This window comes from Bordetella ansorpii (assembly GCF_900078315.1).
In the GTDB taxonomy this organism is placed as follows: Bacteria; Pseudomonadota; Gammaproteobacteria; order Burkholderiales; family Burkholderiaceae_B; genus Bordetella; species Bordetella ansorpii.
In genome coordinates this window covers 94,445-116,456 of sequence record NZ_FKBS01000025.1, presented here as the reverse complement: position 1 = coordinate 116,456, position 22,012 = coordinate 94,445, and the positions used below count along the sequence as shown (strand labels likewise).

Annotated in this window: 12 protein-coding genes; 11 read left to right on the top strand and 1 reads right to left on the bottom strand. The window is 64.9% G+C overall.

What is annotated here, in order from left to right:
* The first annotated feature begins 114 nt into the window (after positions 1-114).
* From A7W11_RS18150 to A7W11_RS18120, 7 genes are all read left to right on the top strand, one after another.
* Positions 115-888, top strand: coding sequence for a transposase (locus A7W11_RS18150; protein ID WP_066416572.1), 774 nt, complete (start codon positions 115-117; stop codon positions 886-888).
* Positions 889-1,234: 346 nt separating this feature from the next.
* Positions 1,235-1,882, top strand: coding sequence for a TonB family protein (locus tag A7W11_RS18145; RefSeq protein ID WP_066416569.1), 648 nt, complete (start codon positions 1,235-1,237; stop codon positions 1,880-1,882).
* Positions 1,883-1,884: 2 nt separating this feature from the next.
* Positions 1,885-2,394 carry an RNA polymerase sigma factor gene (locus tag A7W11_RS18140; RefSeq protein ID WP_066416567.1) on the top strand — a complete coding sequence of 170 codons (510 nt, stop codon included), beginning with the start codon at positions 1,885-1,887 and terminating at the stop codon, positions 2,392-2,394.
* A 165-nt stretch (positions 2,395-2,559) separates the two neighbouring features.
* Entirely contained in the window at positions 2,560-3,558 is a 999-nt protein-coding gene (locus A7W11_RS18135) for a FecR family protein (RefSeq protein WP_066416565.1), read from the top strand.
* Between the two features lie 241 nt (positions 3,559-3,799).
* Positions 3,800-16,420, top strand: a complete 12,621-nt coding sequence (locus A7W11_RS18130) for a filamentous haemagglutinin family protein (RefSeq protein ID WP_066416562.1) — start codon at positions 3,800-3,802, stop codon at positions 16,418-16,420.
* 143 nt (positions 16,421-16,563) lie between these two features.
* Entirely contained in the window at positions 16,564-17,217 is a 654-nt protein-coding gene (locus A7W11_RS18125) for an RNA polymerase sigma factor (RefSeq protein WP_066416559.1), read from the top strand.
* A gap of 134 nt (positions 17,218-17,351) precedes the next feature.
* Positions 17,352-17,975 (top strand): transposase, encoded by a 624-nt coding sequence (locus A7W11_RS18120; RefSeq protein WP_066416556.1) that lies wholly within the window; start codon positions 17,352-17,354, stop codon positions 17,973-17,975.
* Positions 17,976-18,028: 53 nt separating this feature from the next.
* On the opposite strand, the gene A7W11_RS29005 is transcribed toward A7W11_RS18120, so the two are convergent.
* Positions 18,029-18,154, bottom strand: a complete 126-nt coding sequence (locus A7W11_RS29005) for a hypothetical protein (RefSeq protein WP_268874737.1) — start codon at positions 18,152-18,154, stop codon at positions 18,029-18,031.
* Between the two features lie 245 nt (positions 18,155-18,399).
* Here A7W11_RS29005 and A7W11_RS18115 point away from each other — a divergent pair, with 245 nt between their 5' ends.
* The 4 genes from A7W11_RS18115 (at position 18,400) to A7W11_RS18100 (ending at position 22,010) form a co-directional block, all read left to right on the top strand.
* On the top strand, positions 18,400-19,422 hold the full coding sequence (locus A7W11_RS18115) for a hypothetical protein (RefSeq protein ID WP_066416551.1): 1,023 nt from the start codon (positions 18,400-18,402) through the stop codon (positions 19,420-19,422).
* Positions 19,419-20,546: a glycosyltransferase family 4 protein gene (locus tag A7W11_RS18110; protein ID WP_066416548.1), complete on the top strand. Its 1,128-nt coding sequence runs from the start codon at positions 19,419-19,421 to the stop codon at positions 20,544-20,546. The genes A7W11_RS18115 and A7W11_RS18110 overlap by 4 nt, the downstream gene beginning before the upstream one ends.
* 211 nt (positions 20,547-20,757) lie before the next feature.
* Positions 20,758-21,507, top strand: a complete 750-nt coding sequence (locus A7W11_RS18105; RefSeq protein ID WP_082887334.1) for a TonB C-terminal domain-containing protein — start codon at positions 20,758-20,760, stop codon at positions 21,505-21,507.
* Positions 21,504-22,010 (top strand): RNA polymerase sigma factor, encoded by a 507-nt coding sequence (locus A7W11_RS18100; RefSeq protein WP_066419163.1) that lies wholly within the window; start codon positions 21,504-21,506, stop codon positions 22,008-22,010. The genes A7W11_RS18105 and A7W11_RS18100 overlap by 4 nt, the downstream gene beginning before the upstream one ends.
* Positions 22,011-22,012: the final 2 nt, after the last annotated feature.

The window sequence follows — 22,012 nt, the reverse complement described above, 5'->3', positions numbered from 1 at the left end:
AGGCATGATCTTCGGCGCCACTGATGAAACGCCGGTCAGCAGTAAAAGCCTGGGCCGCCTGCCGCTTATACCGCGAGGGAAAAAATGAAAGAGGCAGACAGAGATAGCGTCAGCTTGGTCGAACTGGACCGCGCTACCGCACGGAATGTGGCGCGGGCCAGGGACAAGCCCTTGCTGGTCACCAACCGGCATGCGCCGTGGATCTGGATCGTCTCCCATGATGTCTGGATTCGGGATCGGCAATGCCTGGATTACATCCCGGATTCGCATCCCCTGGTGTCGTTGCGCGATCTGGCGGATCGGCATCTATCCCAACATGCCGAAGCGCTTTGCCAGGCCGCGGTAAGCCTGAACCTCGGGATCGGTCCACAATTGTTGTGCCGTGCACTGGTGTTGCAGGTGCTGTACGCGATCCCCGAACCCCGCGTGCTATACGACAATATTGGCTACAACATGGTCTTTCGCAGGTTCGTCGGCGTGGATGCATGCGCGCCCTTGTGGCCTTATGCCGAATTCGAACGTGATATGAAGGCCATGATGTCGATGCCCGCCATGCTGGCACTGGTCGAGACAACGGTCGGCCTGCACGAGCGCGTTTCGCACGTGGAAACGAAATTCTTCGTCGATAATGCGCTGCTGGATGCCTGGAAGGCGCGGGCCGCAGAGGCCATCGCGGCCCGGGCGGACACGGCAGCGGTGGCCGCTGTCATCGTCGCGCCGGCTTCCGCACTTGGCGCCGGGTCCGAGGATCCGGGTTCCGCCGCGGCCGATGATCCGATGCCCCGCCGTCCGATGCACGCATCGCGCGCAAGCGTGCCTTCCGCGATGTCCGTGAACGGCGCCGCTTATGCCCAGGGCAGGCGCCGCACACGGCTGCGGTATTACTGAAGTTTCAATAATTGAGATGCCATTTTCCACTTGCTTGGGGCTGTTTTTGCAGGAAAGCGAGCGCGGCATTTCAATTTGGATTGGCGGCGGGCGATCTCCGTAAAGTATCGGCAATATGAACCAAGTGACAGTAACCATATTGTCATATTGAGGTGCGACGATGCGCGCTTTCCGTCCGGGAGTTTGCCGTCTTGCTGCCGCGCCGCGTTCTCCTTGATGCCGCTAAATACCCCGGCTATATATTCGAACGAACACTCGGCGGATATCGGCTTATGCTTCGCGCATGCCTCGCGGCCATTTTCTCAGGATGAGCTGTTGCAGAGCCGTATTCTCGGCTCTGTGCGGCATGGCGGCCCCGTTGACGCAGGCCGCGCCGGACGGCTTTGCCAGTGGCCGGGATGCGGCCAGCCTTCGCTACGATTTCGACATACCAGCTCTGCCACTGGTGCAGGCACTAGACCGCTACGCCATGCTCACCAATCGGCCAGCCTTGTTCAGCAGCGACATGGTGGCGGGGCGTATCTCATCGCAGGTGCGCGGCCGTTACAGCCCCGAGGCCGGCCTGATGCTGTTGCTCGAAGGGACGGGCCTGAGAGCGGACATCTCCAGCACGGGGCCGACCGACGCATTCGTGTTGGCGCCGGTCGATAGCCATCGTGCCAAGCCAGCCGGGGCCTCGGCGTTCGCCAGCTACGTCGGTCTGCTGCAATCGTATCTTTGGGGCGCATTGTGCGGCGATCGCCTCGCTCGCCCCGGCAACTACCGCGTGTTGCTGCGTTTCGAGGTGGACCGATCTGGATCGGTGCGCCGCGTGCGGCTGCTGGGCTCCACCGGCGATATGGATCGCGATCGGGCGGTTCGCGTCGCCGCCGAGCGCGTCAGCCTGAGCGAACCGCCGCCCCAGGGTATGCCGCAACCCGTGACGATGCTGATCCTGCCCGATGAGAGCACATCGGATGGGGTCTCCACGCGTTGTGCTTCCAGGGAGCCCTGAGCATGTCCGACGCTTCGGCCTTGCTTCTCGACTACCTTACCCGACGCTATGGCGACCTGAAGCTGCGCCTTGGTAGACTGCTGCGCAATTCGGATCTGGCGGGCGATGCCCTGCAAGATACGTGGTTGCGCCTGAAGACGCAGGACAAGTCGGCGACGGTCATCCAAAGCCCGGGCGCGTACCTGGTGCGCATGGCCGCTCACGCTGCGGTGGACATCCAGCGCCGCCAGGGTCAAGCGCTGTCGCTGGAGGAAGTGAACGAACTGTTCGACTTGGCGGATACCGCGCCGGGGCCGGCACAGTTGGCGTCGGACCGGTCTGACTTGGCGGAACTCACGGGCTGGCTGAATCGTCTGCCCGAGCGGCAACGTGAAGTCATTGTTCTGGTGCGATGGGAGGGCTTGCCGCAGAAAGAGGTGGCCAAGCGCCTGGGCGTATCACTGCGTACCGTCGAGCTGGATCTGCAGCGTGCCCACGAGTATCTGGACAAGCGGATGGGGATCCATGGCTGACCGGTATCGGTGCGCGCAACCGCCCGACATTGCGTTTTTTTGCGATTCGCAAAAAATAATTTGCGGGACTGAGGGGGGTAAATCCGTCTTAGTACCATCGGCGCACCACGTCAGGCCTGGGCATGAAGCCCAGGGCCGCCGCGGCACGCAACGACTGATATCGACATGAACCAACCTTTTGCCTCCGGCCCTGGCGCCCAACCGTCCGCCGCGCTTCAGAAAGAAGCACGGGTCTGGTTGCGCACCTTATCGCTGGGCGACGTGTCGCCGTGGCACGCCGAGGCGTTCAAGCGTTGGTTGCATACCAGCCCCGAGCACCAAGCCGCGTTTCGCGCCGTCAAGCAGCGTTGGGACGCCCTGGCGCCTGGCGTGGCCGAGATGCTGCGCACCAACCCCGAGGCAGCCAGCTTTCACATGCAGACGCTGCGTGGGGTTCGTCCCCAGCGCAGATTGCTGCTGGTCGCCGCGACCGGCGCCGTGGCCGCCACCGCCGTGGCGATGGTCCGTCCGCCTGCGGGATTGTGGCCATCGATGCGGGAGTGGGATGCCGACTTTCGAACCGCGACCGGCGAGCAGCGCACGCTTTCGCTATCGGCGGATGTCCGTGTCGTGCTCAATACGCGCACCAGTATTCGAAACCAGTCCGGCAATTCGGCGGTGGCCGGCATCGAGCTGATTTCCGGCGAGGCGGCCATCGACCTGCCGCCATCCGGCGCGGCGTTCCGTGTGCAGGCCGGTGTGGCTCGAAGCGAGACCGATTCAGGGCGCTTCGAAGTCCGCTACCTAAATGGTAAAGCATGCGTGACCTGCCTCGATGGGCGAGTGATGGTTCGCCATCCTGCGGGAACGCGTTTGCTGCAGGCGGGACAGCAGATGATCTACGACGATCGTGCCATGAGCGGCGTGGCGTCGGTCGATGCCGAGGAGGCCTCGGCCTGGCGTCATGGTGAACTGGTATTTCGCCAGACGCGGCTGTCCAGTGTGATCGACGAGATCAATCGCTACCGTTCCGGGCAGGTTTTGCTGCTCGACGAGGCGGCGGGCCGCATGCCGGTCAGCGGCCGCTTCGCCATCGCATCGCTGGACTCTGCCCTGGTTCAGCTGGAGCGTACGTTTCATCTCGAGGCCCGGCGTTTGCCGGGCGGCCTCCTGGTGCTCAGCTGAGCCTGTCTGTGCGGCCCGAAGGGGCGTCTTAGCTGTCATCGTGCGGCGGCCCCTCCGTGTAACAAGAAACATAATCTTCATAAAAAACGTTTGCGGATTTGGGGCGTTCCAATCCGTCATAGCCGCATCGGAAGCACTTAGCGTCGCGGCCTGGGCCTGCGACGCACTTTCGTTTGGGGACGGACGCTCGAAGCGAGGCGGGTCATCCGTTCGGCACGACCAAGTTCTGTGGGAACGGCACATGATCACGCGCGTGAACAGCGGCAAGCAAAACCAATTCAAGATCCTGACGGATGAACGTATTTTCCGGCCGGCGCCGTTGTCGGCGGCCATCGCGTTGGCCCTGGCAATAGGTGGCCTGGGCTTGCATGCGCCAGCCGATGCGGCCAATGGAGCTTGGTTCGCCCGTTCCGGAGCGGGCAAGGAAGGCGCCAGCAACGGCGCATTCCGTCCCGTCACAGGCATTCCTGGCCGCAGCACGCAACAGCAACAGCAGCAGTCGCGTCAGCAGCTACAGCGTTCGCTGGACACGCTTGGCCGCACGGCGTCGGCCATTGCCGCCCAACAGGCGGCCCAGCAGGCCGCGCGCGCCGCCGCCCAGGGCGAGTCCTCTGCACCCGATGGCTATGTGCCCGGCGGATTGTGGGACAAGGATGCCGCGGGGAATGCCCTGGCTTGGTCTGGCGCCGATCGGCCCCAGGAGATCCGGGAGGCCGGCAAAACGACGGTCGCAATCAACCAGACGTCTGACAAGGCCATCCTGAATTGGGACACCTTCAACGTTGGACGCGACACCACGGTGCAGTTCCAGCAGCAGGCGGACTGGTCCGTGTTGAACCGTGTGACCGATCCTCAACAACGTCCCAGCCAGATCCAGGGTCAGGTCCGCGGCGATGGCACCGTCATGGTGGTCAACCGCAATGGCATCGTGTTCAGCGGTTCCAGCCAAGTAAACGTGCGCAATCTGGTGGCGGCCGCGGTCGACATGACGGATGCGCAGTTCGGCAAAGGCATCTACAGCGACGCATCAGGCAGTTCGGGCTCGCGCACTTTCACGCCCAGCTTCGGCAACGACCTGACATCCGCAGGGCGAGCCAGCAACGCCACGGGCGACGTCACTGTGGCATCGGGAGCGCAGATATCCACCAACATGGCCGATACCAGCACCCGAGGTGGCGGGTACGTGCTGATGCTTGGCCGCGAGGTCCGCAACGCCGGACAGATCGAGACGCCCAATGGCCAGGCGTTGCTGGCGGCGGGTGACAGTTTCATCATCCGCCGCGGCTATGGCAGCGAGGAAAACCAGTTGTCCACGACGCGAGGCAACGAGGTCGCGGGCCGTGTCAACACAGGCAGCTTGGCAGGCGCCGTGTCCAACTCGGGCCTGATGCTCGCCCGCACCGGCGACATCACGCTCACCGGCCGCACCATCACGCAGCAGGGCGTGGCCGTCGCCACCACCGACGTCAACGCCCGGGGCACTGTTCATCTGCTCAACTCCATCAGCGACACGGCCGGCAGCGTCACGGTGTCGCAAGGCAGCACGACGGCGGTCCTGGCGGACGAGAATGCCGCGACGGCACTCGATGCGCAATGGCGTGCGCTGTCTTCCAGTACTGCCGATGCCGACCGTCCCGAGAGCGCGTCGGGCCGCGCTTTCGACAATCTGGGCCGGCTGGGTGATCAGTCCAATCTGTCGCGCGTGGAGATCGTCTCGGGCGGCACGGTGGATTTCGAGGGGGGGTCGCTCACGCTTGCCACGGGTGGCCAGATCGCGGTGCATGCCGCACGGCGGTCATTGGTACGCGACGGCGCCGACCTGGACGTGTCCGGCGCGGTGGGTGTGCGCGTGGCCATGGAAGCCAACAACCTGCTGGTCAACGTGCAGGGCAACGAGCAGCGCGATGCGCCGGTCAACCGCGAAAGCGGTGCGCTGAACAGCAGCGATGTCTGGGTCGACCGCCGCTTTCTGGTCACAGTCAAGGCGGATTACGACGAGAAGACCAACCCGCTGGGCTACAAGACCGACCGGCTGTATACCGTCGGCGGCCTGCTCGAGGTGAGCGGCTATGCCGAGACCGTGGGCCACAGCGTCGGAGAGTGGTTGGCGCAAGGCGGAAGCGTCAACTTCGCCGGTAGCGAACTGGTCACGCAAAGCGGTTCGCGCATCAACCTGTCGGGCGGCACGCTGGACGTGCAAAGCGGCTACATCAACATGACGTGGCTGCGCGGCGCCGATGGCCGCCTCTACGAAGTGTCCCGCGCTCCTGGCGACCTGCTTTATTCCGGGTTGTACCAGGGATACGAAGACACGCACGCACGCTGGGGCGAGTCTGCCACGCGCTATTACCGCAACCCCTTGATCGCCCCGCAACGCCGCTTCGAAAGCGGTTATACCGTCGGGCGCGACGCAGGCCGCCTGCTGGTGGGCACCACCACCGCGGTGCTCGAAGGCCAGCTTATCAACGAAACTTTCCAGGGCGACCGCCAGATCGACGCGCCGCAGGCTGGCGTTGACGGCTATGGACAATCACAGACAGCGCTGGCGCGGCATGCGCAACTCATCCTGGGGCGGTATAACCCCGGGCGAGTCCCCGGGGCAACGCTGGGTGCGGATTTCGTGCCCACCGCGAACCACGTCGTCATCGGAGACCTGGTCCAGGACATCGCCAGCGGGCTGGATCTTGCCGCGGAGTTGCCCGAAGAGCGCCGCAACGCGCTTTACCTGAACAGCAACGCGCTTAACGGGGTTGCCTTGGGCAGCCTGCTGGTGGCGGCGAAAGAGACGGTTCGGATCGACGGCGCCCTGGAAGTCACGCCGGGGGGCGAGATCGCCGTGCGAGCGCCGCAGATCGACGTCAATGCCTCGTTGACCGCGCGTAGCGGTTCCATCCAGTTGGGCAATCTCTTGCCTGGTTCGCTGGCCGAGGGTGTGACCCCGGTCGATCCGGCCACGGTGGTCCGCGTCTCCCTGGCGCCGGGCGTCATGCTGGACGCGCGGGGCCTGTGGACCAATCTGTTTCAAGATCCCCTGGATCGCCATCTTCTGCCCTTCATCGATGGCGGAACGGTTTCGCTGCGCACCAGCGGCACCGTCTCTCTGGGCGAGGGCAGCCGCATCGACGTGTCCTCGGGCGCCGCGATGCTGGCGGACAAGACCCTGCAAGGCGGAGCGGGCGGCAGTGTCACGCTGGCTGGCATGGGCGATCTGCTGCTGGCAGGAGATATCCAGGGATATGGAGTCTCCGGAGCGGGTCGCTTGTCCATCGAGTCCGGCAGGGCGGTCGGTATTGGCGGCGAAATTCTCGATCAGGCTGGCATTTTGCAGGCGGGTGAGGTGGCGCCGGTGGACCTGACGGCGCTGGAAGGATTTACTGTACGGGCGGGCGAGATATTGCCTGGGGATTATTCCTACAGCAGAAGTCGAGCGCTGCCGGGCGAGGCTCTGGGCGGCCCTCCGCTCATCAACAATACGAATCGCATCGTGTTGGCGGCGGAATGGATTTTGCCTATTTCGACGTCCACCTCGCGTACCTACTCGCTCGCGTATCTGGACCCCATAACGGGGAGGCAGGTTACTCGCACTAGCATCGGTCCTAATTCGACGATTGCTCAGAGAACAATCCCTGCCAATGCCACCATTGTTGTGATGAGCAATGCCCAGAACTTCCCGACGAACTATGTCGTCGAAGGCAATGTCTTCCCGACCGGCTTCCCCATCTCGCCCACCACCGTAACCCTCAAGGCCGGGCAAGTGGCGCCTGTGGACGTCGATTTCGCGGCGGGCACGGTCATATCGGCGGGCGCGGTCTTTTCTCAGGCCGTGGCCGTCACGCCTATCCAGATTCTGGATACCCGTCTCTTCCAGGCGGGCTTCGCTTCGTACTCGGTGAAGAGCTACAAGGGGATTGTGGTCAAGGGCGATTCCACGCTGGATATTGTCAAGCCTGTGTTGCGTGCCGGCCAAAACGCTGCCAACGTCCTGACCGATGACGATCCTGCTGCCGCGCTGGAGAAGTGGACGCCGCCGGTGTTCCTGGACGTCCCGGCCAAGGGCGTGCTGTCGCAGCGTTCGGGCAGCAGCCTGACCCTGGTGGCAGAGGGGGGCACACTGTCGGTCGGCAGTGGCGCCAAGGTGCAGGTCGATCCGGGTCAATCCATTTCCTTGCAGGCGGACAGGCAGGTCGATCTGTACGGAACGGTAGTGGCGCCAGGTGGCCGCATCGAGGTCGCTCCGGCGCTGACCCCCCGGCAGGACCCCGTTATCCAACCCTACAACGTGACATCCGCGCATTCCATCCGAGTGCATGCCGGTGCGGTACTCGATGTCGCAGGTAGCGCGGTGACGGCGCAGGACACATTGGGGCGCGTCTACGGTACGCAGCGCGATGGCGGCAGCATCACGCTGGATGCTGCGCCGGGTGGGTTCGTCGTTATCGAGCCCGGCGCCACGCTGGATGCCTCGGGCAGCGCCATGGCCGTTTCCGCGCTGGACGCGGGCATCGGCTCGGCCGCACGCCTGATCGAGGTGGCCGGCAACGGCGGCACGATCAGTCTCCTTTCAAACGCCGGTATCTATCTGAACGGAACGGTGCGTGCCGCGGCTGGCGGCGCGGGCGCCGCGGGTGGCACCTTGGCGCTGAGCCTGGAGACGCCGCTGTACGACACGAGCCAGGTCGTGCCGGACGCGCTGCGCAAGCCATCGGAGCTGCTGATCGTGCAGCAGGCGTTGTCGCCCGACACCATGGCGGTGCCGGCCGATCGTGAGTTGAGCTACGGCTATGCCAGATTGGGCGTGGATCAGGTGGCCGCAGGCGGATTCGGCGGCGTGTCCCTGTTCGCCCGTGACCTGATCACCTTCGATGGCGATGTCGACCTGCGCATGGCGCAAAGCATCAAGCTGTATCAGGGGAGCATCGGCAACATCACCGCTGGCGCGCAGGTCGCGCTCAGCGCACCCTATGTGTTGCTCAGTGGCCGTACGAATCTGGCGGCGACGACATTGAACGGATCGACCAACGCTACCCTGAACACCTGGGCGCCCTCGACGCAGGATGCCGCCGCGGCATTCACGGTGAATAGCGACCTGCTGGACATCCAGAACGTCGTGCGTTTCGGTATGGCGGGAACCGTTATGCTGAATACGGGCTCGACGGTGATCGACCGGCGAGGATACGCGCAAGTCTCGCTCAACAGCCGTGGCGATATCCGGTTCCTGTCGCCGGATGCGCAGGCCTCCTCCAGCGCCTACGTCGTTCCCGACATCCAGGCTGCCAGTGCGTTGATTTCCCAATACGATCTGACACTCGGGGCATCGCGCGTTTATCCGACCACGGGTGCGAATGCGTTGGTGATAGCTGGCCTGCTGGGTCGTACAAGCCTGGATCCGACACGCGTGGTGCGCTTCACGCGTACGGGGACGACCGATCAGGCACCCATGTCGGTGTTCGGTCGTCTGGATGTCCGCGCGGGCACCATCGAGCAGGGCGGTACGCTGCACGCGCCTCTGGGACGCATTGTGCTGGGGCAGGTCGATACCACTCAGAGCGTGCATTTCCTGCCAGGCAGCCTGACATCCGTCAGTGCAAATGGACTGGTCATTCCGTACGGCGGCACGACGGATGATCTGAGCTACCTGTACAACGGCTCGGCTATTTCCGTGGCGGGTGTCGGGGGCTTGAATGGGGGCTTGAGCACTGGCGTCGCACAGGGGATCGCCGTCGAATCGAAATCGGTCGTGGTCGATCAAAGCTCCGTGCTGGACCTGTCTGGCGGCGGCGAGCTCACGGGAGCCGCCTTCGTCAGCGGCCGGGGCGGATCCACGGATCCCCTGTTGAATGCGCTGGTGCGCTACGACAGGAACAGCGGCGCCTTTTCCTTGCCCTCGTTGTCCAGCAATCCAGTCTACGCCATCGTGCCCGGCTATCAGGACGCCTATGCGCCGGTCACGCCTGTGGACCAGTCCGATAGCTATACAGGATCGTTGCCGCAACTGGGGCAGCAGATCAGCATCGGCGCTGGCGTGCCGGGGCTTGCGGCGGGAACTTATACCTTGCTGCCCTCTTTCTACGCCTTGTTGCCCGGTGCCTACCGAGTTGAGTTGGGCTCCAATGTGGCGTCTGCCACCCCGGTCACGGCGTTGCGCAATGGCTCCTGGCTGGTTTCGGGCAACACCAGTACTGCGAATACGGAGGTTCAGGCAGCCCTGCCGCGCCAGATCACCCTCACGTCCGGGGACGTGTTGCGCCAGTATGGCCAATACAACGAGACCAGCTACCGCAATTTCATCATTGCCGAAATGGCGCGTACCGGTACGCCGCGCCCCATCCTGCCCGAAGACGCCAAGGCCCTGGCCTTGACGTTCCCGGCCGGAGCCGGTCAACAGACATCCGCATTGATCGTCAATGGAGATGTTCGTTTCACGCCCGCCGAGAACGGCTACGCTGGTCAGGCCATTGTCTTGACGCAAGGACCTGGCGTAGGCCTGGAAATCGTCGGACAGGCCGCCACAGAGGCCTTCGGCGGGGCCTCGGTTCGGGCGGGCGACTTGAACGCGCTGGGTGCCGCGCGTCTCTCGATAGGCGGTTGGATCAGTGGTTACAGCTTCAATATGGGCGTGCTCGACAACCGACTGAGTGCTGGGTCGAACAGTGGCGCGGTGACGGTGCGCGGCGACGCGACGTTGCGGGCCGCCGAGGTCGCATTGATCAATGGCGACATCACGGTCGAGCAGGGGGCCCGTATCGATACCATCGATCAGGGTGCCGCGCCCTACGATTCGTCCCAGGGCTACATTTACCGCTCCACACCCAGCATGCTCATGGTGTCCAACGGTTGGCTGGATCTGCCTACCGGCGGGGGGGGCGGCACGATCAGGGTCGGCGTCTGTGGGACGGCCGATTGCTCGGGCCTGGCGCAGTTGTATTCCGAAGGCTCCATCGTCTTCTCGTCCGATAATGCCGCTATCGGTGATATGGCGCGTTTTGGCACACGTAACCTGACCCTGGCCGTAACCGGCCTGAACATCGGCACCGAGGTTGCGCTGGCTGCGGCTCGCGCCAATGGCACGCTGCCGGCTGGCATGCAGTTGTCGCAGTCAACGCTGACCCGATTGTTGGCAGGCGATCCAGAGCAACGTGCTCCCGCCCTGGAGCGCCTGATTTTCTCGGCCAAGGACTCGGTCAACCTGTTCGGTACGGTCGACCTCAGCACGCTCGATCCCGCCACGGGGAAGTCCAGCCTGGGCCAATTGGTGTTCAATACTCCGGCCATCTATGGGCAAGGCGCCGTAGGTGACGTGGCGAAGATTGCCACCGATACGTTGGTGTGGAACGGTGTTGCCGATCCCGAGCAGGCGGCGGTGCGTGCAGGAGGGCCGGGAACGGGCGCGGGGACGCTGAGCCTGGAGGCCGGCCGGATTCTGTTCGGATACGCCGACGGCGTGACCCCCTCCGGACGCGAGGACCGGGAGCGCCTGGTCCTGGGCTTTGGCACCGTGAATCTGACCGCCACGGATCGCATTACCGCCAACGGCCAGGGCCGTGTGTCGGTGCATCAGGCGTTGGGCGCCGTGGTAGGCGGCGTGCAACAGTACAGCGGCGGCAATCTCAACCTGATCACCCCGTTGCTGACGGGTGAGGCAGGCTCCATCAATCACCTCGTCGCCGGTAACGCGCTGGTGCTGACCACCCCTGCTGATGCGGCCGTCTCTGACAACGCCGCCCTGGGCGCCACGCTGACGCTGCAAGGCGGCACCGTGACGCTGGGCGGCAAGATCGGCCTGGCCAGCGGCAAGCTGGACGTGCAGGCCGACGGCGACATCCTGCTGGGCGACCAGGCGAGGCTGGACGTGGCGGGCCGGGAAGTGCTTCTGGTCGATCAAGCCAAGTACAGCTGGGGCGGGGACGTTCATCTGGAAAGCACGCACGGCAATGTCGCGCAGGCGGCCGGGTCGACGATCGACCTGTCGGCCCGCTTCAATCAGGCCGGCACGTTGACGGTGTCCGCCCAGGATGCGGCGGCCGGGCGCATCGCCCTGGCCGGTACGGTCCTGGGTACCGCCACGGGCGACTACGATGCGGGTGGCACGATGGTGCCCTACGCTGCCGGCGGCATTGCCTTGACCGGGCAGCACATCGATGATTTCTCCGGGCTCAACCAGCGCCTGACGGCCGGCGGAGTGACAGGCTCGCGGTCGTTCCGCACGATGCAGGGCGACCTCGTCATCGGAAACGAAATCAAGGCCCGCGAGGTGATCGTGTCGGCCGACGGCGGCAGCCTGACCGTCAATGGCAAGATCGACGCCAGCGGCCGGCAGGTGGGCGTCATTCGCCTGGCCGCGCGAGACAACCTGACCTTGGCCGGCACCGCCGTGCTCGATGTGCATGGTACGGACCTGCGCGTGGACAGCTACGGCAAGATCATCGACGCGGCCAATCGCGCCATCGTCGACCTGACGTCCGGCACGGATGGCACGGGCACGTTGACCGTGCTGCCGCAGGCGACGATCGACCTGCGCGCCGGCACCGATGTGGCGGTGGGCAGCGGCGTGGGCCAGAACGATGGCGCCAGCCGCGGTACGGTGGTGCTGAATGTGCCGAGGCTGGGCAGCACCACCGCCAGCCAGACGGGCGCGGGCGCGCCTGCCAACGCGACGGGCGGCGATCTCGACATCGCCGTCGCCAGCCCCTTCACGATCCTGGGCGCGGACAGCATCGCGGTCTATGGCTATGCCAACTACACGAACGCACCCACGGGGCAAGGCGGACAGGTCGTCAATCAGGACTATCTTGACAAGATCGATGCGGACAGCAAGGCGTTCATCAAGGTTGCCTATGGCAACAATGTGGCTGCCGGCGTGCTTTCGGCCGGGTTGCAAGCCAAGCTGGCCGGTTTGACATCCTACGGGCAAGCCTTTCATCTGCGACCCGGCGTGGAGATACGCAGCGCCACGGCCAACGGCAATCTCACGGTCGACCGGGACCTGGACCTGTCCGGCTACCGCTACGGCCCCAACGCCGTCACGTCCCGGCGCGGGTCCGGCGAGCCCGGCGCGCTGTCGTTGCGTGCGGGCGGTGACCTGGCCATCCGTGGCAGCATCAACGACGGGTTCGCGCCGCCGCCGGTCACGCCCGACGATGGCAGCTTCGCTGTGGTCGACAGCCAGGGCAACCAGACCGGCCTGCGCAGCGGAAAGGTCTGGGCTGTCGCCCCCATGCTGGCGGCGGGTTCGTTGTCGTGGGACATTCGGCTGGGCGCCGGCGCCGATCTGGCGTCGGCAGACCGGCGTGCCTTGCAAACCGCGACGCAATTGGGCGGCAAGGGCAACCTGACGTTGTCCGACCTGCATTACATGGTCGGCACCCAGAAGCCGATCTTCAGCGTGGTCCGCACCGGCACCGGCGACCTGGACCTGCTGGCCGGTGGTTCGTTCAGCCAGAACTCGCTATATGGCATCTACACCGCCGGTACTCAGGCGTCGCCCATTCTGGGTGACGATGGCACGGCCTTGAAAGACGCCTGGGGTCGGGACGCCTTCAATCAGGCGCGGGGGTACAACGGCAGCATCAGCACGAATTCGATCTTGCCGGACTCTCGCTATGAGTATCTGGTGAAGGGTACGAACTACGCTGCCTGGTATCCCGAACAGGGTGGCAACGTGTCGATGGTCGTGCAGGGCGACTTGACCGGCAGTATCTTCCTGGGGCAGGTGTTAGGAACCTCTGTTCCGACCTATGCGTCCAGCAACTATGTGGGCAGCTGGCTGTGGCGGCAAGGCGGCAATGAGGTAGGCCTGGCGACCGCGTGGTGGATCAATTTCGGTACCTACGTGCCGTATCAGACTGGAACCGCTGCCTCGGCCAAGGGGGTGAACGTCGAAGGATTCACCGGTATTGGCGCGCTAGGAGGTGGGAACCTCGACTTGCGGGTCGGTGGTGACGCAGGTGTTCTGCGGTCGACTGGTCTGAGTGACCGCTCCAGTCAAGGTCTGAACGTCGCCGTCGGCAGCACGGGTCGAGTCGTCAATGGCGACCTGGTCATGACTGGCGGCGGAGACCTGCGCTTGGATGTAGGCGGTGCGCTCAATCCCGGTGTCTTCGCCAGCGCCGGCGGAAATCCGCTGATCCTCGGCAGTATTGCCAGCGACCTGAGCGGCACGGTAACCAATCTGCGTGGTCATCTGGACGTGCGAGCAGGCAGCATCGGCTATGTCGATCCTTTGTACGGCGTGGTGGATTCAGCTGACTCGCGTGCCGTTGATCCGCTGAAGCCCAGCATCGCCATCTCGGCCGGCGGCCTTGAAGTGGTGGTGGGCGATGCGGTCGCCTCGCTCGCCACCCGTGGAGATCTGGTGCTCGATGGGGTGGGGGACCCGGGCCGCTATGATCAGCGAAACTATCTGCGCTACCAGACCCGGATGGGCGGAGGCGTCAGCTGGTACTCGCTGTGGACAGGAAACACCCAGGTGCAGTTGTTTGCCTCGGGCGGTGATTTGACGCCGTTCACGATGCAACACTATTCCTCTCAAACGAACCAGTTTCCGCTCAGCAACACCTCGCGGGCCAATCAAAGCTATCCGGCTCAGTTCTCGGCCGTTTCGGCTCAGGGCAGCATCTATTACATGGCTAATGCCGGCCTGGCTGGCGCGGGGCAGAACGAGGTGTACTTCGCGCCCAGCCTGACGGGACAAAGTACGCTCGAGTTGCTCGCCGGCGATTCAGTGTATGGAGGAAAATTCAGGTTGCTGCCGTCCGGTGCGGATCCGGCCAGCATTCCCACGCCATTCCATCCTGCATTCACTGCCTATTCGACTGCTGTCGCGAATACGGTGCTCTCAACCAACACCGTGGGCGGTAACCCCTACATCCTGCACGCTTTCGGCCTCAACACCATCGCAGGCAGCGCGTATGTGAACGACCCCGATCCCATCAGGATCTATGCCGTCACGGGCGATCTGGTCAATGTGTCCGTCGGCACGACGGTGACGGGCAGCCAGACCGCGTACATTGCCAGCAAGTCCGTGCGCATGCAGGCAGGCCGGGACATCGTGAATCCCAATGGCCTGTTCTTCAACAACAACGCCACGGATATTTCCACGCTGTCGGCCGGCCGCGACATCCTCAATCCCGTGGTCGACATCGCCGGGCCCGGGTTGCTGGAGGCGGGCGCCGGACGCAACCTGTACCTGGGCAATACGGGCCGGCTGACCAGCCTGGGCTTGCTGAATGGGTCGAGCGACCGCAGCGGCGGCGCCAGCATCGTGGCCAGTGCGGGGACCGGGGTCGATTCGGTGGATTACACGGGCTTCGCGCTGCACTATATCAACCCCGCCAACCTGGTCGACCCCAGCCAAACGCTGGCCAGCCAACCGGGCAAGGTCGTGCAGACCTATGGCGATGAGCTGACCCTGGCGGCCTGGCTGCGCGCCAACCACGGCTATACGGGAGCGGATGATGATCCCGACGCCGCGCAGGCCTTCCTGCAGGCTGCCCAGGCGAGCCTGGACGCCGCCAATGCCGCCGACGCCAGCGCGCCGCGCCGCAACCTGCAGCGCGATTACCAGCAGGCCAGCCAACTGCATCTGGTCAATTGGCTGAGCCAGCGGTTTTCCAATGCCGCGACGCCCTTGCGCTTCGCGGACAATGGCCAGCCCATCGTCTTCGATGCGGCCACCATGGACGCCAGTGCGTTCTATCAGCGCCTGCCCGCTGAACAGCAACGTGTCTATGCGCGCAATCTCTACTACGCCGAGTTGCGCGCGGGGGGCCGCGAGTACAACGATATCGACAGTCCGCGGTTCCGCAGCTACCTGCGTGGCCGTACGGCCATCGCCATGTTGTTCCCGACCTACGACACCGGCGACGATATGGCCGCCCGCATCCAGTCGGGCCTTGATCCGGCCGGCGTGGACGGCAACGGCACATCCTATGCCAGCCAGTACGGCGCCATCGCACGCTCGGGCGACCTGACCCTGTTCCAGGGCACGGCAAGCAATGGCTCTATCCGCACGATTGGTGGCGGCGATATCCAACTGCTGGTGCCGGCGGGCCGGACCACGATCGGCGCGGAGGGCATCGTTCCCGTGACGGGCACGAACGTCGCGCCGGCAGGTCTGGTGACCCAGGGTTCGGGCAATATCCAGCTCTATTCGTCGGGCAGCATCCTGCTGGGCCTGTCGCGCATCATGACGACCTACGGAGGTGACATCACCGCCTGGTCGGCGCAGGGCGACATCAACGCGGGTCGAGGCGCCAAGACCACGGTCGTCTATACGCCCTTGCTGCGTACCTATGACGCGTCAGGCAACGTGGCGCTATCTCCCAATGTGCCTGCCACGGGCGCGGGGGTGTCCGTACAAGCCCCGGTTCCAGACGTGCCGGCCGGCGACGTCGACTTGATTGCACCTGAAGGCACCATCGATGCGGGCGAGGCCGGCATCCGTGCGTCGGGCAACGTCAACGTCGCGGCGCTGCAGGTCGTCAATGCCGCCAACATCCAGGCCCAGGGCGACACGGCAGGCGTTCCGGTCGTCGCGGCAATCAATGTCGGTGCCTTGACCGCCGCCAGCTCGGCAGCCACGAGCGCAGCCTCCGCGGCACAGGATGCCGTGCGGGCGAGCCAGGGAGCGGCTCGCCAGTCGCTGCCGTCGATCATTTCGGTGCAGGTGCTGGGTTTTGGTCCGGACGGATCCGATTCCGGCTCCGGCAACAGGCCAGCCGTCACGCCCGCGCCCGGACCACAGACACGTGCGCGACCGCAGTACGACGCGTCCTTGCCTATGAGGGTTGTCGGCCTGGGCGCCAATGTCGATGCAAGCACCCTTACCGCGGAGGAACAGCGCCTGCTGAAGCAGGACCGGTGAGTGCGAGCGTCGTCTCGGACGAACCCCTTTCGCGTCGCGTGCCGATGCGAAAGGGCACTCAGCCCGAGGTCGTCCTCGCTGTGGAACGCACTCGCGGCGCTTGTTCACCGCGTGCAGCAGCCGAACCTGGAGAATGATTCCTCATGGACATCAACGTCCTGACTTGCAGCGAATCCATCGATATTTTCGATTCCGTCGACGGAAGTCCGTTCGAGGCGGACGACCAAGCCCATGCACTACGCGCATGCCTGGTTCATGAGTACGAGCCGCTGCGGCGTAGCCTGGCCAGTCGGCTGGGCTGCGAGGATCTGGCGACGGAGTGCCTGCATGAAACCTGGATCCGACTGGGGACCACGTCGCCGCTGCAGCCCGTGCGGGATCCCCCCGCCTATGTCTTCCGAGTGGCCTATCACCTTGCTGTCGACCGTATGCGGGGCGATCGGCAAGATCGCCATGCCGTTGACGCCGAAGGCGAGCTGCAGGCCATGGTGGATCCGGCACCTGGTCCGGACGCCATCGTGCAGGCGCGTGCGGATGCTCGCGATCTGGAGCAGGCCTTGCAGCAGTTGCCCTACCGGCACGGCTGTGTGCTGTTTGCACTGCGGGTTGATGAGAAAACCCGCCAGGAGGTGGCCGATTGGCTGAGCGTCTCGGTGCGTAACGTCGACACCATGTTGCGTCAAACCTACGAGACCCTGGGAAGCTGGCGGGAACGGCGCACCGAGCGAGGAATGTTGGCATGTCTGGCCCGCGAGGCGGGCAAGGAGAAGGCCTGGCGCAGAGCGCAGAGGCGTTGAAAGCCGGCGTGCCGGCTTTCAGGGCAGTAGTGGCAATTCAGGCGCCCCGCACATCCGCGGCCGCCATATCGCTAAGGCGAGGTGATCGACAGGATCGCCGTGCGCCAAGAGAGGTCACGATGAAAGAACCAAGCATGAACGCCATCAGCATGGTTGATCTGGATCGCACCTTGTCAATGAGTGTAGCCCGCGCAAGGCATAGGCCTTTGCTGGTGAAGAACCGCCACAAGCCATGGGTCTGGCTTGTCTCTCACGAGACGTGGTGGCGGGAGCGCCAGTACCTGGAATACATATCGGATACCCATCCCTTGATGATCTTGCGCGGCAGGCTGGACCGTCTGCTGCAGGACAGCCATCGGGCCGACACGCTGACGCAACTGGCTGCGCAGTTAAACCTGAAAATCGATCCACAGGTGTTGTGCCGCGCCTTGTGCCTGCAGGCTGCTCACGCGATCCAATCAATCCAGATGCTGTACGAGAACATCGGCTACAACATGGCGTATCGCCATTTCGTGGGGGTGGATACCTGCGTGGCCTTGTGGGCTTACGCCGAGTTCGAACATGAAGTTCGGCAGATTGCTGGTTGCCACCTGGTCGCCGATCTCATAGATTTCGCCGTTGCGCAAAGCACGGCGATGCCAAGGGCCGAGGGCGAGTTCCGCAGTCCGGGCGGCTACGATCACACGGTGCAGGCTGGCGTCTCCATCTCTGAGGACTGCGATTGTGGCCTGAAATGCCTGCCCCCGCGGGTTCGCTGATCCGGCCGCGCCGACACGCCATGCTGGCGCAGCGACCTTGCTGGTCCAGGCTGTCAGCGTTGGTTGTAGTAGCGGTAATGGTCATGGTGGTGATGATGGCGATGCCCCGGCACGACGATGCAGCCGTGCAGGGTCAGCGCCAGGGCGGCCAGGATCATGGTCAGTTTCAGCTTGCGCATGTTGAGCTCCTTGTCTCGCTGTGAAGCCCTGGGACGGTGGCCTTCCCGTGATGCCGCCGTTTCCGGGCTCCTCGCATTCATGAGACTCCAATCCCGCTTTGCCGTGGGGCGTTTGCAACGCGCTGCAATGGTTGGCCGCCGCCGTGCTGTATGCCGATGTAACGCCGCCTGAAGGCGCGCTCGGAAAACGTGCCAAAACGTGAGCAAGCTATACTTGCCGGCACCTTTTCGCCGCATTCGGAGCCATGCTGAATCGACTTCTGGCCTCACGCCCGGTGACCCGGCTGTTGCGGTATGCCTATCGCTACACCCACCCGCGCGCCATGCGCCATAACCAGGCATTCTGGCCGCTGGTGGCTGTCCGCCGCGACGAGCGCGCGCGCCTGATCGAATGCCGGATCCGTGGCACGCCCTATTCGCCAGCGCTGATCGACCTGGATGAGGTGCCGCGCCATCCCGGCCAATCGTGCCATCTGATCCTCAGCGGACCCTCCGTCGCCCAGATCGACTATTCGTTGCTCGACCTGGGCAACGTCATGGGGGTCAACGGATCGATTGCGCTGCAGGCGCGTTTTCCCGACCTGAAATTCAATTACTACGCCATGCTGGACACCGGGTTCATGAGCCGGCGCCGCCACATGGTCGAGCAGATTCTCAGTCAGGATCTGCTGCTGTTCACCACCCCCGAGGCCGTGAAGTGGATTGCGCTGAACGTGCCGGCCCGGCGCATCGCCTGCCGCCTGGCCGTGTTCGAGGAAGTGCACCAGCGCACGATGCAGCCGCGGCCCACACCCGAGCAACTCACCGAACAACTGCGCGGCGATCCTGATCTCATCCTGTTCGACGCCTACCGGCCCGTGCATGCGCACGGCTTCAGCCTGGACGTGCGGCGCGGGCTGTTCGGCGCGGGCACCGTGGCCTACAGCGCCTTGCAGTTCCTGGTCTGGCTGGGATTCGGGCGCATCTACATACACGGGCTGGACATGAAGAACGCCGCCAGCCAGCCGCGTTTCTACGAAACCGAGAAAGACCGGCTGGGCACGGCCCTGGATCGCCAGTTCGCCGGCCATATCGAACCGGCTTTCCGCGATGCCAGCGTGCTGCTGCGCAACCGTGGCGTGCAGGTCTACAACCTGTCCATGGATAGCGCTCTGGGCGACGACGTCTTTCCGAAGATCGATTGGCGGACGTTGATTGCGTCCCGCCATTTCCAGGCGGGCGGCGTCCCGCATTCGGATTCCCCGGCGGTAGACGCAGTCCGTCCATGAAGATTCTGTACACCAATTTTCATGGCGGCGACGGCGGGGGGCACACGACCTATGTCATGACCCTGGCCAATGCCCTGTCCGCGCGGCACGAGGTCACGGTGGCCGCGCCGGCGTCCAGCCGCCTGTTCGCCCGCGCCAGTGAGTCCGCCGCGTTGCGGGCCGTCGCCGTGCCGTTCTCGTCGCGGGTCAGCCGCATGTGGCGGGAATGCCTGAGGTTTCGCCGCCTGCTGCGACGCGAACATTTCGACGTGGTGCACGTCAACGGCTCGTCGGACCACCGGCTGGTGATGCTGGCCATCCTGGGCATGGGCCGCCGCCGGCCGGGGGTGGTCTATACCAAGCACAACGATCTGTGGGCCGGCAGTGCCGGCAACCTGATCCGCGCCCGCCTGGCCACGGATCGCGTGGTGTGCGTGTGCGAGTACACCCGCCGCGCGCTGTCCGCGTCGCCCTATGGCAATTCCGGCCTGCGCGTGGTGCACAACGGCGTGGACACCGATCACTACCGTCCGGCCGATGCCGGCGTCGTGCAAGCCGCCCGGCGCAAGCTCGTGCCGCAGGCGGACGAGGACGCGCTGCTGGTGGGCAGCAATGCCGGCACGCCCGACTACAAGGGCTGGATCGACATGGTCGAAGCCGTGGCCGAGCTGCCGGAAGAGAAACGCCGCAAGGTGTTCGTGCTGCTGGCGGGCCAGCCGCCCACCGCTGCGCAACACGAGCGGGTCCGCGCGCTGGGCATGGCCGACAACGTCATCTTCGTCGGGCTGCTGCAGGATGTGCGCCCCTTCATTGCGGCGTTGGACATGGGCTTCGTGCTGTCGCATCAAGAGACCATCTCGTTCGCCTGTCGCGAAATGATGGCGATGGGCAAGCCCGTCATCGTCAGCCGCGTGGGCGGTTTGCCCGAGAATGTGACGGAAGGCCGCGACGGCTGGATCGTGCCGTCGCGTACGCCGAAGGCGGTGACCCAGGCGTTGTCCGACGTCCTGGACGATCGGCAGATGCTGGCCCGCATGGGAACGGAAGCGCGCCAGCGCAGCCTGCGCGAGTTCTCGCTGGGCATGTTCGTGCAGGGCACCGAGGCGGTGTACGAGGAGTTGCGCCAGGAGCGCGCGCGGGCCTGATCCCCGCGAAATCTGTCTGGATACCCGCTGTAGTCACCGCATGTAACCTGCATGTCACTTTTCCCGGCGACCATGCACGCTTTCGTGGGTATCTCTACAGGTTCCGTGCAGCGGGCCGCCATCCGTGTCCAGCCTGTCCAATGCTTCTGTCGCCCTGTCCGGGGTCCGTCTCGCCCTCCGCCAAGCTGCGGCCTGGGCGCGAGGGCTGTGCATGCATGGCGCGGCAACCGGCACGCCCGGGGCCACGCGGGTGGCCCGAAGCGCTGGCCTGATACTGGGCTGGGCCTGTCTGATGGCTGCCGCGCCGCTGGATTCCGTACTGGCGGCCACGGAGCCGGGCGCTTCCCCGCCTGACGTCCTGGTCGATTTCGACATTCCCGCCCAACCGCTGGAAGCGGCGCTGAACGAATACGGCGCGGTAACCCGTCTGCCTGCCCTGTATCCGAGCGATCTGCCCATGGGACTGTACTCGGCCTCCGTGCAGGGACGCTATTCGCCGCACGATGCCTTGCGGCAGCTGCTGCAAGGCACGGGCGTCGTCGTGGAAAAACTCGGGGACGCCGACGGCGGCGTGTACCGTTTGCGGCGCGCCACGCCATCGCCTTCGACCGCGGGCACCGGCCTGTCCGTGTCAGCGGGGTCTGCCCGCGTAACGGGATATCTGTCCCGGCTGCACGCCAGCGTCATGCAGGCGCTGTGCCGCGACGCCCGTACCGCGCCCGGTGATTACGAAGCCATGTTCCGCGTGGCCGTCGATGCCCGGGGTAGGGCGGCACAGGCCTCGCTGGTCGGTTCCTCCGGCGATGCGCAGCGCGATGCCGTACTGCTGGCTACGCTGCGCCAGGTACGCACCTCCTCGCCGCCGCCCGCCTCGGCCAATGTGCCGTACCTGTTCACCTTGCGGCCAGCCGCGCCCGGCACGCCATTGCCATGCGGCGCGCCGGTCCTGGGCGCGCCATGAGCGCGCCAAGCCTGCTCGATTACTTCACGCGGCGCTACGCCAGCCTGAAGTCGAGCCTGACCCGCCGCCTGGGCAATGCCGACATGGCAAGCGACGCGCTGCACGACACCTGGGTGCGCCTGCAGGGCATGGAGACATTGCCCGAGCGCGAACGCCCCGGCGCTTATCTGATGCGGGTCGCCCTGAACATCGCCGTGGATGGCCAGCGCCGGGAAACGCTATACGCCACAGGAGAGGAAGTCGAGTCCGCGCTGAACCAGCACATGGATGCTGCGCCGGGGCCCGCCCGTACGGCCCAGGCCAGGCTGGACCTGGGCATTCTGCTCAGGCAGGTCGAACACATGCCGGAACGGCGCCGCGTGATTCTGGTGATGGCGCACTGGGAAGACCTGACGCGCGAGGAAATCGCCCGCCGGTTGAAGATCTCCGTGCGCACGGTGGATACCGAACTGAAGCGCGCCCACGAACGGTTGGCCGAATTCTTCGGCGAGACCCAAAAATAATC

Bases quoted from the DNA above. Each gene is read 5' to 3' on its own strand.
- A7W11_RS18145 (WP_066416569.1), top strand. From the start codon at position 1,235: ATGGCGGCCCCGTTGACGCAGGCCGCGCCGGACGGCTTTGCCAGTGGC.
- A7W11_RS18140 (WP_066416567.1), top strand. From the start codon at position 1,885: ATGTCCGACGCTTCGGCCTTGCTTCTCGACTACCTTACCCGACGCTAT.
- A7W11_RS18135 (WP_066416565.1), top strand. From the start codon at position 2,560: ATGAACCAACCTTTTGCCTCCGGCCCTGGCGCCCAACCGTCCGCCGCG.
- A7W11_RS18130 (WP_066416562.1), top strand. From the start codon at position 3,800: ATGATCACGCGCGTGAACAGCGGCAAGCAAAACCAATTCAAGATCCTG.
- A7W11_RS18125 (WP_066416559.1), top strand. From the start codon at position 16,564: ATGGACATCAACGTCCTGACTTGCAGCGAATCCATCGATATTTTCGAT.
- A7W11_RS18120 (WP_066416556.1), top strand. From the start codon at position 17,352: ATGAACGCCATCAGCATGGTTGATCTGGATCGCACCTTGTCAATGAGT.
- A7W11_RS29005 (WP_268874737.1), bottom strand. From the start codon at position 18,154: ATGCGCAAGCTGAAACTGACCATGATCCTGGCCGCCCTGGCGCTGACC.
- A7W11_RS18115 (WP_066416551.1), top strand. From the start codon at position 18,400: ATGCTGAATCGACTTCTGGCCTCACGCCCGGTGACCCGGCTGTTGCGG.
- A7W11_RS18110 (WP_066416548.1), top strand. From the start codon at position 19,419: ATGAAGATTCTGTACACCAATTTTCATGGCGGCGACGGCGGGGGGCAC.
- A7W11_RS18105 (WP_082887334.1), top strand. From the start codon at position 20,758: ATGCATGGCGCGGCAACCGGCACGCCCGGGGCCACGCGGGTGGCCCGA.
- A7W11_RS18100 (WP_066419163.1), top strand. From the start codon at position 21,504: ATGAGCGCGCCAAGCCTGCTCGATTACTTCACGCGGCGCTACGCCAGC.